Genomic DNA, 13,893 nt, shown 5'->3' on the forward strand with positions numbered 1-13,893 from the left:
AAGGGGGTGGCGCAGCGGGCGGACTGCGGGCCCGGTTCGTACCCGGAGACCGGGCTGCAGGGCCAGGTGCCCCTGGCGGACCGCCAGTCGGGACGCAGCCAGCAGGGGTACAGCTGCAACATGGAGCTGCTGGGTCAGTACCAGGGCGAAGGATCCACCTGGGTGAACCCGTCGTACGACCACTGCGCGTACATGGGCACCGCGTTCGGCGGGCTGGGCCGGAAGAAGTCCGAGGGCACGCAGGTGGTGGACGTCTCCGATCCCGGGCGGCCGGTGCTGACCGACAACCTGACCTCTCCGGCGATGCTGACCGACAGCTGGGAGAGCCTGAAGGTGAGCGAGGAGCGCGGTCTTCTGGCCGCGGTCTCGGGTGGCCCCGCGGTCGGTGCGTTGTTCTTCGACGTCTACGACATCTCGCAGGACTGCGCCCACCCCAGGCTGCTGAACTCCTTCGACGCCACCAACCTCACCCTCCCGGCCAATGTCCTGGGCCACGAGGGGGAGTGGGCTCCGGACGGGCTGACGTACTACGCCAGCGGTTCGGTGGCGGGCTCGTTGACCGCGATCGACGTGTCGGATCCCGCCCGTCCTCGGGTCGTGTACACCGGAGTCGCCGGGCTGCCGCTCAACCACGGGTTCTCGTTCAGCCCCGACGGCAACCGGCTGTACCTGACCCGGTACGCGCCGGCGGGCGTGGACATCCTCGACGTCAGCTCCATACAGCGGCGGGACCCGCTCCCGGTGATCAGACAGGTCGGGTCTGTGGCCTGGACGGATGGGCTGATCTCTCAGCAGACCATCCCAATAGTCAAGGACGGCACGCCGTATCTGGTCGTGGCCGACGAGTTCGGCGCGGGCGGGGTCCGGTTCGTCGACATCAGCGACGAGATCCGGCCGGTGGTCACCGACAACCTCCGCCTGGAGATCCAGACGACCCCCTACGTCAACGAACGTCGGCAGGACACCACTGGCAACGGACTGTTCGGCTACGAGAGCCACTACTGCGCGGTGAACAAGCGGACCGAGCCCACGAGGCTCGCCTGCGGGGAGTTCCAGTCCGGCGTACGGGTGTTCGACATCACCGACCTGAGCAAGCCCAAGGAGTTGGCGTACTTCAACCCGCCGGCGCAGGTCGGACGGAACTCCGAGCTGCTGGGTTCGGAGCATGCGGCCGGGCTGGTCACCGCCACTGGAGCCTCGGCGTCGGATGCCACCAACCTGAACCTCGGCGACCTCTCCCGCCCGCTCGAGGCAGCCGCCCCGCCCAACCTCACGGCTGACTGGTGCGCGTCGCCGCCACGGTTCGTCGGCTCTGACCAGCTCTGGGTGACGTGCCAGGACAATGGGTTCCTGGCGCTGAGATTCACCAACGGGGTCACCGCTTGACCTCGGTCCAGGAGGTCGGCGGGCCGGAGGGGAACGCTGTGGACCAGCTACCTCCGGCCCGCAGGGGTCCCGTCGCGGCGACTTTGGTGCCGGCCGCCGCAGTCCTCCTCGCCCTGCTGGTCGGGCTCATCGGCGGGTACCTGGTCCACGGAGTCACCCGGGAGTCCGTCGCCCAAGGGGCGGTGGACGTCGGGTTCGTGCAGGACATGATTCAGCACCACCAGCAGGCCGTCGTGATGAGCCAGCTGATCCAGGGCAGAGCAGATCCTCAGATCGCCTCCCTCGCCCAGACCGTGGCTTCCGACCAACTGCGCGAGATCGGCCGGATGGAGGGCTACCTGGACCTCTGGCACCAGCCTTCGGTTCCGACGAGCGCCCCGATGGCGTGGATGGAGGACGAACCCGGCGGCCACCACACCGCGTCCTCGGGGACGGGTCCATCGAGGGCGATGCCGGGGACGGCGACCCAGGAGGAGCTCAACCACTTGGGTGAGGCCGGCAGCGGAGTCGAGCGCCGTTACCTCACCCTCATGATCAGGCATCATCGGGGAGCCGTCGAGATGGCCGACTACGCCAGCCGCCACGCCTTGACTCCTCAGATCCGCGATTTTGCAGCGGCGATCTCCTTCCGGCAGCAGGAGGAGATCCGAGGCATGGCCAGGCTCATGGAGCGGTTCTCCGGTAGATAGTGCCTCGCCCATGAAGGTTGGAGCGGAAACCGGGTCGGCTCGATCAGTTCCGGTCAGCTGCCGGAGGCTGTCCGCCGGAGGTCGTGGGCATGCCACGACAGTCCGAGGTCTTCGAGCGTGGTCGACCCCGAACGAGAGACGAGCGTCTGGTCAAGATCACCAGGAGGCGCGGGACAGGGTCCGGCCGCGGCGGGCAGGGATCGTGCTCGCGGCGGTGCAGAGCCGCAGCGCAGCCGAGGTGGCGGCGATGTCCGCGGCCAGCCGCGTCCCGTCACCGTCGCGCAAACGGCGCCGAGCAGGACAGCCGCACGCAGCACCGCCGGCCTCCCGGCGGAGGCTGAGCCGACGAGTTCGATGTGCTGTCGAAGCGGCATCAGACGACTTCTTGTCGAGGGCTGAGAAGGCGTTCCGGCGCCAGTCACCGAAACCGCAGGAACCGCAGAAATCCGGGACAGACCGTCCCTGCGGCTTTCGCGGCGAGGCCGAGACGGCGCTCTGAGCGTCTCGTCAAGGACGCCGAAGCGCACCTCTCGGTCCGTACACCTCCGGCGCACGGATGCGGTGAGTCATTGTTGGTCCTACACCGCGGGAGAGCACGCCACCGGAAGGGGTGGTCCCACCCGATCAGCCGATGCGAGGTCCTGTGCTTCTTGGCACCGAGGTCAAGGCGGCGTAGCGCGCCCGGTGGTGGTCGGCGGGGCCGAGCTCGTACTCGATCGCGGTGAGCCGCTTGAAGTAGTGGCCGATCGCGAGCTCCTGCGTCATGCCCATGCCGCCGTGGAGCTGAACGGCGTTCTGGCCGACGAAGCGGGCGGCGCGGCTGACGGTCACCTTGGCGGCGGAGGCGGCGCGAGCGCGTTCGGCCGGCTCCGCGCCCAGTCGCAGGGTGGCGAGATACATGGCTGCGACGGACTGCTCGACCTCGAGGTGCATGTCGACCATCCGGTGCTGCAGCGCCTGGAACGAGCCGATGGGCTGGCCGAACTGCCGGCGCTGCTTCGCGTACTCCACCGTGTCGGCAAGCACCGTGTGCATGCAGCCCACCGCTTCGGCGGCGAGGGCGGCGAGCGCCTCGTCGAGCGCGGGGGCGAGCGCCGTCCAGCCGCGACCCTCCTCGCCGACGAGTGCGTCGGCCGGCACCCGCACCTCGTCGAGCACCAGGTCGGCCGCGTGCCGGTCGTCGATCGTGCGGTAGCGGTGCGCCTGCAGGCCCGGGAGATCGGCGGGGAGCAGGAACAGCGAGATCCCGTCGAGGTCGCGCTGCTCACCCGAGGTGCGGGCGGTGAGCAGCAGGTGGGTCGCCTGCGGGACGCCGGGCACGACGGTCTTGACGCCGGTCAGAACCCAGTCCCCGCCGTCCCGTCGAGCCGTGGTCGTCACGGAGTGCGCGGTGTGTCCGGACGTGGATTCGAGCAGGGCCGGGGCGATGCGGACGGACCCCGCGACGATGCCCTTGAGGATGTCACCGGTGCCGGGGAGGCGTCGCAGCACGCCCCCGACAAGGACCACCGTGTCGACGTAGGGCTCGACGACCAGGGCCCGGCCGAGCTGCTCGGCGATCACCATCGCCTCGACCGGGCCGCCGCCGGAGCCGCCCACCTCCTCGGGCAGTGTGGCGCCGAGGATCCCGAGGTCGTCGGCGAACGCGCGCCACACCTCGGGCTGCCAGCCGGTCTCCGAGGCGGCTTCCCGGCTGCGGGCGAGGTCGTAGCGGTCGGCGAGCCAGTCGGCGAGCGAGTCGCGCAGGAGCCGCTGCTCCGCGGTGAGCGAGAAGTCCATCTAGAGCCCCAGAGCCGCCTTCGCGAGGATGTTGCGTTGGATCTCGTTGCTGCCGGCGTAGATCGTCCCGGCACGGTCGTTGAAGTAGCGCAGCGGCGCCACGGCCTGCCACTCCTCCCCGCTGACGTAACCGTCGGCGGGTGGCGCGAAGCCCGCGAGCGGGCCGCCCGGTCGGGTCGCGTGCGGCTGGTAGGCGCGCCCGCGGGGCCCGGCGGCCTCCAGCAGCAGCTCGGTCAGCGTCTGGCTCAGCTCGGTGCCGAGGATCTTGAGCATGGAGGACGCGGTCCCGGGGTTCTTCCCGCCTGCCGCCGCGGAGAGCACGCGGAACTCCAGCACCTCGAGCACGTCGATGCGGATCCGGGCGTCGGCGAGCTTGGCGGCGAACGCCGGCGACTCCAGCAGCGTGCCCCCGTCCGGCCCGGGCTGCCCGGCGGCGGCCCGAGCCACCTGGTCGGCCATGACCTGCAGCTTCGGCGCGGCGGCTGATCCGCCCCGCTCGAACTCCAGCAGGTACTTCGCCACGGTCCAGCCGTCGTCGATCTCGCCGACGACGTTGGCCTTCGGCACCCGCACGTGGTCGAAGAACTCCTGGTTCTGGATCTGCTCCCCGGACGTCATCACCAACGGCCGGACCTCGATGCCCGGCGAGCTCATGTCGATCAACAGGAAGGTGATGCCCTGCTGCTTCTTCGCCGCCCGCGAGGTCCGGACCAGGCAGAACATCCAGTTCGCCTCGGTGGCGTGGGTCGTCCAGATCTTGCTCCCGGTGCACACCAGGTCGTCGCCGTCGGCCTCGGCCGACATGGACAGCGCGGCGAGGTCCGAGCCGGCCTCGGGCTCGGAGTAGCCCTGGCAGAAGAACACCTCACCGGTCAGGATCCGCGGCAGGAAGAACTCCTTCTGCTCCGGCGTGCCGAACTCGATCAGCACGTGCGCCACCATGCTGATCCCCATGGGGGACAGCGGGGGAGCGCCGGCCAGGATCGACTCCCGGCTGAAGAGGTAGTGCTGGGTGACCGTCCAGTCGCAGCCGCCGTACTCGACCGGCCACGCCGGCGCGGCCCAGCCGCGCTCGTGCAGGATCGCCTGCCACCGCATGCTCGCCTCGTGGTCGGCGTACACACTCGTCATGAGGCGCCCCGCCCGACGCAGGTCCGGCGTGAGCCGCTCGTCGAGGAAGGCGCGGACCTCGTCGCGGAAGGCGAGGTCGGCCGCTGACCACTCGAGGTCCATCGTTGCTCCTCCGGCTGACGTCCGATCCAACCTAACAGATGTAGGTAGGTGACGAAGCCTGTCGGAAGTGTGCTGTGCGCGGACCGCGGCCGCGAGAAGGGGTGACTCTGGACACCGCTCACCTAAAGCCTCTAGGCTCGCGCCACCGCGACGTCGAGCGAGCGACCCCGCCGCCGTCGTCCGTCCGCACACCCGTCCGGCCCGACGAAGGGACACCGGTGACGTCGTACCTGCCGGTGCCTCCCGGTCGAGCGGACCGCCACCCCCGAGTCACCGCGGCCCCGAAGGGACGACCATGACCATCCGTGACGAGCTCCTGATCGACGGCGAGTGGCGCAAGCCCAGCTCGTCGACCCGCATCCCCGTCGTCTCGCCGTCGACCGAGGAGGTCATCGGCGAGGCGCCCGACGCGAACGCCGACGACGTCGACGCCGCCGTCAAGGCCGCCCGCCGCTCCTTCGACGAGGGCGTGTGGCGGCTGCGGTCGGTCGAGGAGCGCGCCGAGGTGCTCGAGCGGGCGCTCGGCCTGATCGAGCCGAAGCTCGACGAGATCGGCCGGCTGGTGACCTCCGAGATGGGGCTGCCGACCTCCATCGCCGGAATGCAGATCCCGGGCGCGCTCGCGGTCGGCAAGTACTTCCTCGAGGTCGCGCGCAACACGCCGCTGTCCGAGGTCCGGCAGACCATGTACGGCCCGGCCGCCGTGGTGAAGGAACCGGTCGGCGTCGTCGCGTCGATCGCGCCGTGGAACGGTCCGTTCAACATGGCCGTGTCGAAGATCTGGCCGGCCCTGGTCACCGGATGCAGCGTGGTCTACAAGCCCGCGCCGGAGACCCCCCTCGACGGCTTCTTCATCGCCGAGGCGCTGCACGAGGCGGGCGTTCCCGCCGGCGTCTTCAACTACATCACCGGTGACCGGGACGCGGGTCGCACACTGGTCGCACACCCGGGCGTCGACAAGATCAGCTTCACCGGCTCGACGGCCGCGGGTCGCCAGATCGGGCAGGAGGCGGGCGGCAGCTTCAAGCGCCTGCAGCTGGAGCTGGGCGGCAAGTCCGCCGCGATCGTGCTCGACGACGCCGACCTGCAGACCACCATGGCCGGCCTGGCGATGGGCTCGTTCTTCAACACCGGGCAGGTGTGCGCCGCCTACAGCCGGGTGCTCGTGCCGGCCTCGCGCTACGACGAGGTCGTCGGCGCCCTCGTGGCGACCGCGGAGTCCTTCGTGGTCGGGGACCCGTTCGACCCGGCGACGACCATGGGGCCGCTGGTGTCGAAGCGCCAACAGGAGCGGGTGCTCGGTTACATCGAGGCGGGCAGGGCCGAGGGCGCCACGGTGGCCACCGGCGGCGGCATCCCGGCCGGTCTGGAGAAGGGCGCGTACGTCCAGCCCACCGTCTTCACCGGGGTCGAGAACGGCATGAAGATCGCTCAGGAGGAGATCTTCGGCCCGGTCGCGTCGGTTCTCCGCTACGAGACGGTCGACGAGGCGGTCGCGATCGCCAACGACTCGGAGTACGGCCTGCACGGCGCGGTGTTCACCACGGACCCGCAGAAGGCGGCGGACGTGGCGCGGCGGGTGCGAACCGGCACGTTCAGCGTCAACTCCTTCACCTACAACACCGAGGCCCCCTTCGGTGGGGTGAAGTGCTCGGGCGTCGGCCGCGACACCGGCCCCGAGGCGGTCCAGGCGTACTACGAGCTGAAGACGGTGAACCTCACAGAGGACGTCGCACCCCTGTTCTCCTGAAGTCCGCCGGGGCGGCGGCCACCGACCCGCCGCCCCGGTCCCACCGCACCTGGAGGCCCCGTGAGCGGCACCGTCGTCGACGCCCTGACCTGGTGGGTCCGCACCGTCCCCGACCATCCCGCGATCGACTTCGACGGCGACGTCGTGACCTACGCCGAGCTGGACACGTGGTCGGACGGGGTGGCGTGCGGGCTGCGTGACCGCGGCGTCGCGGCCGGGGACCGGGTCGGGATCGTCGGCACGAACACGCTGGAGTGGTGCGTCGCCGCGGTTGCCGCGTGGAAGGTCGGCGCGGTCGTGTGCGGCTTCAACCAGCGCTTCCTGGCCGCGGAGCTCGGGGCGCTCGTGCAGCTGTGCGAGCCCGCCGTGGTCTTCGGCGACGCGGCCCACCTCGCGCTCCTCGACGAGGTGGCCGCATCGGGTGCCGTGTTCACCCCGGTCGGCCTGGAGCCCGCCGTGGGAGCGCTCCGCGGCGAGGACCATCCGTGCGTCCCGGGCTTCGACGCGGAGCCCGAGGATCCGACCGCCATCGTCTTCACCAGTGGCACGACCGGCACGCCGAAGGGCGTGGTGTTCACCCACCGCACGATCGCCGGGATCATGCACGAGTGGTCACTGGCGGAGCCGGTGGCACCCAACGACCTCCGCGTCCTGATGGTGTTGCCGATGTTCACAGGGGCGGGTGTGGTGTGGGGGCTCGCCCGCAGCCTCGTGCAAGGCGGCACGATGTACCTGCAGCCGCGCTTCGATCCGGCTCGCGCCCTGGAGGTGCTGCAGGAGGCCCGGATCACCACCTTCACCGGGCCGCCGATCCTGTTCGAGCAGATCTCGCGCGTCCCGGGCTTCGAACGGGCGCGGTTGCCGCACCTGACCACGGCCTGGGTCGGCGGCGCCCGCGTCCCCGTGCCGTTGCTGGAGAAGTGGCGCCCCAGCGGCGTCGCGCTCCGCCAGATCTACGGCCAGACCGAGATCGGCGGCACCGGCACGGCAATGTCGGCGGAGGGCGCGCTCGCGCACCCGAACGCCTGTGGCTGGGGTGGCCCGTTCACTCGCATCCGGGTCGTCGACGCCGACGGCCACGACTGCGCCCCGGGTGAGGTCGGCGAGATCGTCATGCGGGGCCCGGGCATGTTCCCCGGCTACTGGCGCAACGAGGAGGCCACCAAGAAGGCCCTGCGCGGCGGCTGGCTGCACACCGGCGACCTCGGCACCCTCGACGAGGAGGGCCTGCTCACCTACGTCGACCGGATGGGCGAGATGATCAACTCGGGCGGGTTGAAGATCTCCCCGGCCGAGCTGGAGACGGTCCTGCAGCAGGCGCCCGGCGTCGCAGAGGTGGCCGTGATCCCGGTACCGGACGAGAAGTTCGGCGAGACCCCCGCCGCCGTCGTCCACTCCGAGGGAGAGTTGGACCCGGCCGCGCTGGTGGCCTTCTGCAACGACCGCCTCGCGGACTACAAGGTGCCGCGGTACGTGATCCCGCACGAGGGCCCGTTGCCCCGGATGGCCAGCGGGAAGATCGCCAAACGGGACCTGCGGGGTGTCTACGCCGACGCGCCGCAGCGGTTCCCCAGGGTCCGATGAGGACGGTCCTGCTCGACGACGTCGCGCTGTCGGTCCGGGACCAGGGCTCCGGCCCACCGGTCGTGCTCGTGCACGGCTTCCCCGAGCTCGCGTACTCGTGGCGGCACGTACAGCCGGCCCTGGCCGACGCCGGGTTCCGGGTGCTCGCGCCGGACATGCGCGGCTACGGCGGATCGAGCTGTCCGGCGGAGCCGGCGGCCTACGGGATCGAGGCGCTGACCGGCGACCTCGTCGGGCTGCTCGACGCGCACGGATACCGCCGTGCCGTACTCGTCGGGCACGACTGGGGTGCGACGGTGGTGTGGCAGCTCGCCCTGCTGCACCCCGACCGGGTCGCCGGCGTCTGTGCGCTCAGCGTCCCGTTCACCCCGCGCGCCCGCCGACCCCCGCTCGAGATCTGGCGCGAGCGCCTGGCGGACCGGTTCTTCTACATCCGGCACTTCCAGGACGAGGGCGTGGCCGACGCGGAGCTGGCCAAGGACCCGGAGCGCACGATGCGGCTCGTCCTCGGCGGACTGACCGTCGAGGCCCTGCTGGGCCCCGACGACGGCCGCGTCTACCTCGACCGCCTGCGCGAGACCGACCTGCCGTCCTGGTTCGCGGAGGCCGACCTGGCGCACTACGCCGAGCCCTTCGCCCGCACCGGGTTCACCGGCCCGCTGAACTGGTACCGGGCGATCGACCGGAACTGGGCGGCCACCCCGCACCTGGCCGGGGCCCGCGTCACCGCGCCCTGCCTGTTCGTCGCGGGGACCGACGACCCGGCCCTCGTCGTGATGCCCCACGCCGGCCAGGAGCGCCACCTCGACGACCTGCGCGGCACGGTGCTGCTGCCGGGCGCGGGGCACTGGATCCAGCAGGAGCGGCCCGCCGAGGTCACCGAGGCGATTCTCGGGTTCCTGCGCTCGCTCGGTCCCTGGTGGACCTGACTCGAGCTCAGCTCGGCTCGCCGAACGACGGGGCGCGTCGCTCCCGGAACGCGGCGACGCCTTCCGCGAAGTCGTCCGTGTCCGTCAACGAGCTCTGGGTCCGGGCCTCGGCGTCCAGCACGGCGTCGCGGTCACCGACCGTCCCGAGCATGTCCTTGACCGCGGCCAGGGCGCCGCGCGGACCCCTGGCGACGCGGGCGGCCTCGGCCGCGGTGACGGCGAGCGCCTCGCCGGGCTCGGCCAGCACGTCGGCCAGTCCGATGTCGACCGCACGCGACCCGTCCACCTCGTCGCCGAACATCAGCATGCGTCGCGCCCAGGCGGGACCTACCCGCCGCGGCAGCGACCAGTAGATCCCCATATCGCCGGAGAGCCCGACCCCGGTGAAGGTCGCGCGGAAGCGGGTGGTCGTCGTGGTGACGACCCGGTCGCAGGCCGCGGCCAACGCGACACCGGCACCGAACGCCGCCCCCTCCACGTGCGCCACGACCGGCACGGGCCCGGCGAGGATCGTCCGGACGACGGCCTGGGCGGACTCCAGGAGCTCCAGGGCTTCGGCGGCGGGCCGACGGCGCATCGCCGACAGGTCCCCGCCCGCGGAGAAGACCGCACCGGCGCCGGTGAGCACCACCGCCCGGACCTCGGGGTCCTCCATCGCCTCGGTGAGCTCCTCCAGCAGGTGCGTGCGCAGCGCGACGCTCAGCGGGTTGCGCCGGTCCGGGTCGTTCAGCACGAGGGTGCGGACGGACCCGGCATCCGCGCGCAGGACCAGGTCGCTCACGCCGACCCCTCCGCCGACGACACGCGCAGGGCGACGGCGTCGGCCGGAACGGTGGGGTAGACCTTGCGCAGCTCCGGCTTGGCGATCTTGCCGGAGAAGGTGCGGGGGAGCGGACCGGTGGTCACCGCGAAGCGGGGACGCTTGAACCCGGCGAGGTCGACGCGCGCCTTCTCCGTCAGGCGGTCGAGCACCGGGACCGGGTCTCCCGCGCACTGCACGACGAGCATCGGGACCTCGCCCCACTGCTCGTCCGGCACCCCGATCACGGCCAGCTCGGCGACGCCCTCGACCCCGGCCAGGGCGCGCTCGATCTCCGCGGGGTACACGTTGATGCCGCCCGAGATCAGCATGTCCTTGGTGCGGTCGACCACCTTGAGGTAACCGCACTCGTCCATCACGCCCAGGTCCCCGGATCGCAGCCAGTCGCCGGGGAGCATGGTGGCGGCGGTGGCCTCCGGGTTGCGCCAGTACTCGCGCATCACGTGCGCCCCGCGCACGAGAATCTCGCCGACCTCACCAGCCGCGGCGGTCTCCGCGGGATCGGTCCCGGCGATGCGAATCGTCGTTCCCATGATCGCCTTGCCGGCGTAGCCCGGGTACGCCGCGGCATCCTCCGCGCGCAGCGCGCTGATCAGTCCCGACGCCTCGGTCATGCCGTAGACCTGTACCAGCGAGACACCCCGCTCGCGGTAGGTCTCCAGCAGGTCCAGCCGCACCGGCGCCCCGCCCACCGCGGCGGACACCAGGGAGGAGAGGTCGCGGCGGGCGAAGTCCGAGGACCTCGCCATGCGCTCCCACAGCACGGGCACGGTGGTGAGCGCGGAGATCCGGTGCCGCTCGATCATGTCGAGGTAGCGGTCGGGGTCGAAGTCCCGCTCGAGCACCATCGTGCCACCCGCGTACACCGTGAACTGCATGAAGCAGGAGATCACCGCGCCGGTGTAGACGAGCGGGACGGCGACCAGGATCCGGTCCCGCCAGCTCAGCCCCTCGGAGACGACCTTGGCCTCGGCGGGCGCCAGGACGCTGCGGTGGGTCAGCACCGCGCCCTTCTGCACGCCCGTGGTGCCGGAGGTGTAGCAGAGGAACGCGGCGTCGTCGTCGGCGATCTCGACGGCCGGCGGCGTGGTCCCTGCCGACAGCAGCTCGGTGTATGCGGGCAGGTCGGCGCCGCCGAGGCACACGACGTCGAGGGGCTGCGCGGCGGCCGCGACCTCCAGGGCCGGGACCAGCGCCTCCTCGGTGACCACGACGCGGCAGTCGGCGTCGAGCACGAGTGGAGCGAGCTCGCCGGCCGTGAGCCGGACGTTGAGCGGCACGCTGACGGCGCCGAGCTTGAGCGTCCCGAGGATCACGTGGACGAGCTCGGGGCGGTTGCCCATCAGGGCACCCACGCGGTCGCCGGGCCGGACCCCGCGGGCGGCGAGGCCGGCGGCGACGGCGTCCGTCACCGCGTCGAGCTCCGCCCAGCTCTGCCGCAGGTCCCCGCAGATCAGGGCCTCGTGCTCGGGCCGCCAATGGCCCCAGAAGCGCACCAGCTCGGCGAGGTTCACGGCGCACCACTCCAGTCGGCGTCGACGGTTCGATCGGGACGGTGGTTCGGGCGGTGTCACCCGTCCGCGGGCCCGCGAGCACGGTGACACATGAGACAACGAGCGTCAATCGTCTCGGCCCGACACGTCCGGCGCTGCGGCGTCAGTCGAGCGGGAAGAGCAGGTCGGTGCGGTCGTGCTCGAAGTGCAGGGTCCGGAACGCCTCGAGGAGGACCTCGTCGTCGGCGTCCACCAGCGCTTCGATCGTGCTGCCGGCCCGGTCGTGCAGCCAGGCCACGGCCGCCCCGACTACCGCGACGGCAGACGCCCGGCGCCGAGCTGCCGGCCCACGCGTCACGATCCCGCGGATCGCAGCGGCGCCGTCCGGCCCGGCCGGACGTACCCGGGCGAACCCGTCGGCGGTACCGAGTCGGACGGTCGCCGGATCCTCGTCCTCGAGATCGTCGACCGGCGGCGCGGCGAGGCCGTCCCGGTCGAGCGGCAGGACCTCGGCGGGCGGGGCGCCGTCGGGCGACCCTTCGTCGGCCGGCCGGACGAGGTGCGAGCGCGCCGCGGTGGTGCCCAGGCCGAACCGGCGGGCCAGGCGCTCGGCCGCAGGATGGCTCCCGTACGCGACGGCGCAGAGGGTGCGCAGGCCCGTGCCGGCCCACCCCTCGCCGGCCGGCGGAGCGACCCCGAGACGCTCGACGACCGCGGTGGCGACCCCGATCGACCGACGGTCCGGATCGACGACCAGGTCCACGAGACCCCTCCCGGGGGACGTCTCGCGGATCGTCAGGACGGCGGCCAGGACGAAGTCGTCGTCGTGCCGTACACCGTGCCGGTGCAGGCACGTCTCGATCTCGGCCACCCACACCCGCGACGACGATCCGGATGCCGCGCGGGGCGGGGGACCGAATCCCATCTCGGCGTCGAAGCGGGCCGCCCGGTCGAGCAGCCGTGCCGCCTCCGGCGAGGGCGCGGTGCCGTGACGCAGGCGGACGAGGTCGGGTGTGGTCGCAGCCGAGATCATCGGTCGACGGCGGGCTCGGTCCTGACGAGACGGTCGAGCTCGCGGCGGAAGAGGTGGTTGCCGAGCTCGTTGCGCCCCAGCAGCATGGTCCCGGCGTCCTGGCTGCGCATGGCTCGCTGCGAGCCGGCCAGGATCGGGAAGTCCTCGTCGTGGATGATCGAGATCATGATCCTCCAGTTCTTCGCCCAGAGCCGGTCCCAGGCCTCCTGGTCGAGCCCGGTGGCCTCGGTGGTCGGGGCCATGATGCGCATCTCCATGACCGAGCTCGCGGGGTCGGCGCCGTAGGGCCGGAAGGTGAGCAGCTCGATGTGGGTGGCGTGCTTGAGCAGCATGCTGTTGGGGGCGAGGAAACAGCTCTCGATGGTGTGCTTCTCCACCTCCGCGTCCGCCGGGCCGGTGGGATCCTCGCCGATGTAGCGGTCGATGCTCTTGCGGGCGGCGAGGAACCAGAAGTGCCGGCCGAAGTCCTCCAAGGCGAGCTTGTTGGTGTGCAGGACCTTGCCCGCGGTGTTCGGGTGCGCGTACTTGACGTGGTAGTTGTCCAGGAAGCCGTCCTGCATGATCTTCCAGTTGGTGGGTCGGTCGAACGAGTGCGGGGTCACGCTGACCAGGTCCTGGATCCGGTAGCCGGCCAGGATGGCGTCCATCTCCGGGCCGAGCCAGGACTCGACGTCGATCGACCGGTGCGCGTTGTCGATGATCCAGAGGAACCCGTGACGTTCCTCGACGGGCAGCTCGACGAGTCCGAACGCGCTGCGGTCGAAGTCGCCGAAGGTGTCGTCGAGGGTGACGGTGCGCAGCTCGCCGCTGGGATCGTAGGACCAGCGGTGGTAGGGGCACGAGAAGAGCCTGCAGCGACCGGACTCCTCCTCGACGAGCCGGGCGCCGCGGTGCCGGCAGGCGTTGACGAAGGCCTTGACACCGCCGCCGCGCTGGCGGATCACGATGGCGTCGTTGCGGGGGAGCGTGCGGGTGAGGAACTCGTTCGGCTTCGCGATCTCCGAGCAGTGCCCGACGATGAACGGCACCTCACCGAAGACCCGGTCGCGCTCCAGCACGGCCAGCTCCGGGTCGCGGTAGTCGATCGCCTCGGAGGGGGCGATCCCGCCGTACTCGTCGGTGGTCTCCTTCTCGACGTGGCGCAGCATCGTGCGGAACGCGCGGGCGCGCATCTCGCTGTCGAGGGTCATGGTGTCC

The 13,893-nt window shown here is 71.5% G+C and carries 11 protein-coding genes; 5 read left to right on the forward strand and 6 right to left on the reverse strand.

Annotated elements, in window-relative coordinates:
- Window positions 1–6: 6 nt before the first annotated feature.
- Window positions 7–1,386 carry an LVIVD repeat-containing protein gene (locus ACQP04_RS07030; RefSeq protein WP_433506235.1) on the forward strand — a complete coding sequence of 460 codons (1,380 nt, stop codon included), beginning with the start codon at window positions 7–9 and terminating at the stop codon, window positions 1,384–1,386.
- An 86-nt stretch (window positions 1,387–1,472) separates the two neighbouring features.
- On the forward strand, window positions 1,473–2,075 hold the full coding sequence (locus tag ACQP04_RS07035) for a DUF305 domain-containing protein (protein WP_433506236.1): 603 nt from the start codon (window positions 1,473–1,475) through the stop codon (window positions 2,073–2,075).
- Between the two features lie 624 nt (window positions 2,076–2,699).
- Here ACQP04_RS07035 and ACQP04_RS07040 read toward each other — a convergent pair.
- On the reverse strand, window positions 2,700–3,854 hold the full coding sequence (locus ACQP04_RS07040; RefSeq protein WP_433506237.1) for an acyl-CoA dehydrogenase family protein: 1,155 nt from the start codon (window positions 3,852–3,854) through the stop codon (window positions 2,700–2,702).
- On the reverse strand, window positions 3,855–5,087 hold the full coding sequence (locus tag ACQP04_RS07045; protein WP_433506238.1) for an acyl-CoA dehydrogenase family protein: 1,233 nt from the start codon (window positions 5,085–5,087) through the stop codon (window positions 3,855–3,857).
- Between the two features lie 295 nt (window positions 5,088–5,382).
- Here ACQP04_RS07045 and ACQP04_RS07050 point away from each other — a divergent pair, with 295 nt between their 5' ends.
- From ACQP04_RS07050 to ACQP04_RS07060, 3 genes are read left to right on the forward strand one after another with little or no spacing between them, the layout of a single operon-like run.
- The gene (locus ACQP04_RS07050) at window positions 5,383–6,837 is read left to right on the forward strand and encodes an aldehyde dehydrogenase (protein ID WP_433506239.1); all 1,455 of its coding nucleotides are present in this window, start codon (window positions 5,383–5,385) and stop codon (window positions 6,835–6,837) included.
- Between the two features lie 60 nt (window positions 6,838–6,897).
- Window positions 6,898–8,421 (forward strand): class I adenylate-forming enzyme family protein, encoded by a 1,524-nt coding sequence (locus tag ACQP04_RS07055; RefSeq protein WP_433506240.1) that lies wholly within the window; start codon window positions 6,898–6,900, stop codon window positions 8,419–8,421.
- Complete coding sequence (locus ACQP04_RS07060) at window positions 8,418–9,350, forward strand: alpha/beta fold hydrolase (protein WP_433506241.1); 933 nt, start codon at window positions 8,418–8,420, stop codon at window positions 9,348–9,350. The genes ACQP04_RS07055 and ACQP04_RS07060 overlap by 4 nt, the downstream gene beginning before the upstream one ends.
- A 7-nt stretch (window positions 9,351–9,357) precedes the next feature.
- Here the strand turns inward: ACQP04_RS07060 and ACQP04_RS07065 are convergent, their stop codons facing one another.
- The 4 genes from ACQP04_RS07065 to ACQP04_RS07080 form a co-directional block, all read right to left on the reverse strand.
- Window positions 9,358–10,131, reverse strand: a complete 774-nt coding sequence (locus tag ACQP04_RS07065; RefSeq protein ID WP_433506242.1) for an enoyl-CoA hydratase/isomerase family protein — start codon at window positions 10,129–10,131, stop codon at window positions 9,358–9,360.
- Window positions 10,128–11,684 (reverse strand): class I adenylate-forming enzyme family protein, encoded by a 1,557-nt coding sequence (locus ACQP04_RS07070; protein ID WP_433506243.1) that lies wholly within the window; start codon window positions 11,682–11,684, stop codon window positions 10,128–10,130. Before ACQP04_RS07070 ends, ACQP04_RS07065 begins: the two co-directional genes overlap by 4 nt.
- A gap of 142 nt (window positions 11,685–11,826) precedes the next feature.
- Window positions 11,827–12,696, reverse strand: coding sequence for a hypothetical protein (locus ACQP04_RS07075; protein WP_433506244.1), 870 nt, complete (start codon window positions 12,694–12,696; stop codon window positions 11,827–11,829).
- Entirely contained in the window at window positions 12,693–13,886 is a 1,194-nt protein-coding gene (locus ACQP04_RS07080) for an aromatic ring-hydroxylating oxygenase subunit alpha (RefSeq protein ID WP_433506245.1), read from the reverse strand. Before ACQP04_RS07080 ends, ACQP04_RS07075 begins: the two co-directional genes overlap by 4 nt.
- Between the last annotated feature and the right edge of the window lie 7 nt (window positions 13,887–13,893).

The sequence above is a fragment of the Pseudonocardia halophobica genome, assembly GCF_050948485.1.
Classification (GTDB): domain Bacteria; phylum Actinomycetota; class Actinomycetes; order Mycobacteriales; family Pseudonocardiaceae; genus Pseudonocardia; species Pseudonocardia halophobica.

Coding starts and splice junctions, on each gene's coding strand:
- ACQP04_RS07040 (WP_433506237.1), bottom strand. CDS start 3,854: ATGGACTTCTCGCTCACCGCGGAGCAGCGGCTCCTGCGCGACTCGCTC.
- ACQP04_RS07045 (WP_433506238.1), bottom strand. CDS start 5,087: ATGGACCTCGAGTGGTCAGCGGCCGACCTCGCCTTCCGCGACGAGGTC.
- ACQP04_RS07050 (WP_433506239.1), top strand. CDS start 5,383: ATGACCATCCGTGACGAGCTCCTGATCGACGGCGAGTGGCGCAAGCCC.
- ACQP04_RS07060 (WP_433506241.1), top strand. CDS start 8,418: ATGAGGACGGTCCTGCTCGACGACGTCGCGCTGTCGGTCCGGGACCAG.
- ACQP04_RS07075 (WP_433506244.1), bottom strand. CDS start 12,696: ATGATCTCGGCTGCGACCACACCCGACCTCGTCCGCCTGCGTCACGGC.
- ACQP04_RS07080 (WP_433506245.1), bottom strand. CDS start 13,886: ATGACCCTCGACAGCGAGATGCGCGCCCGCGCGTTCCGCACGATGCTG.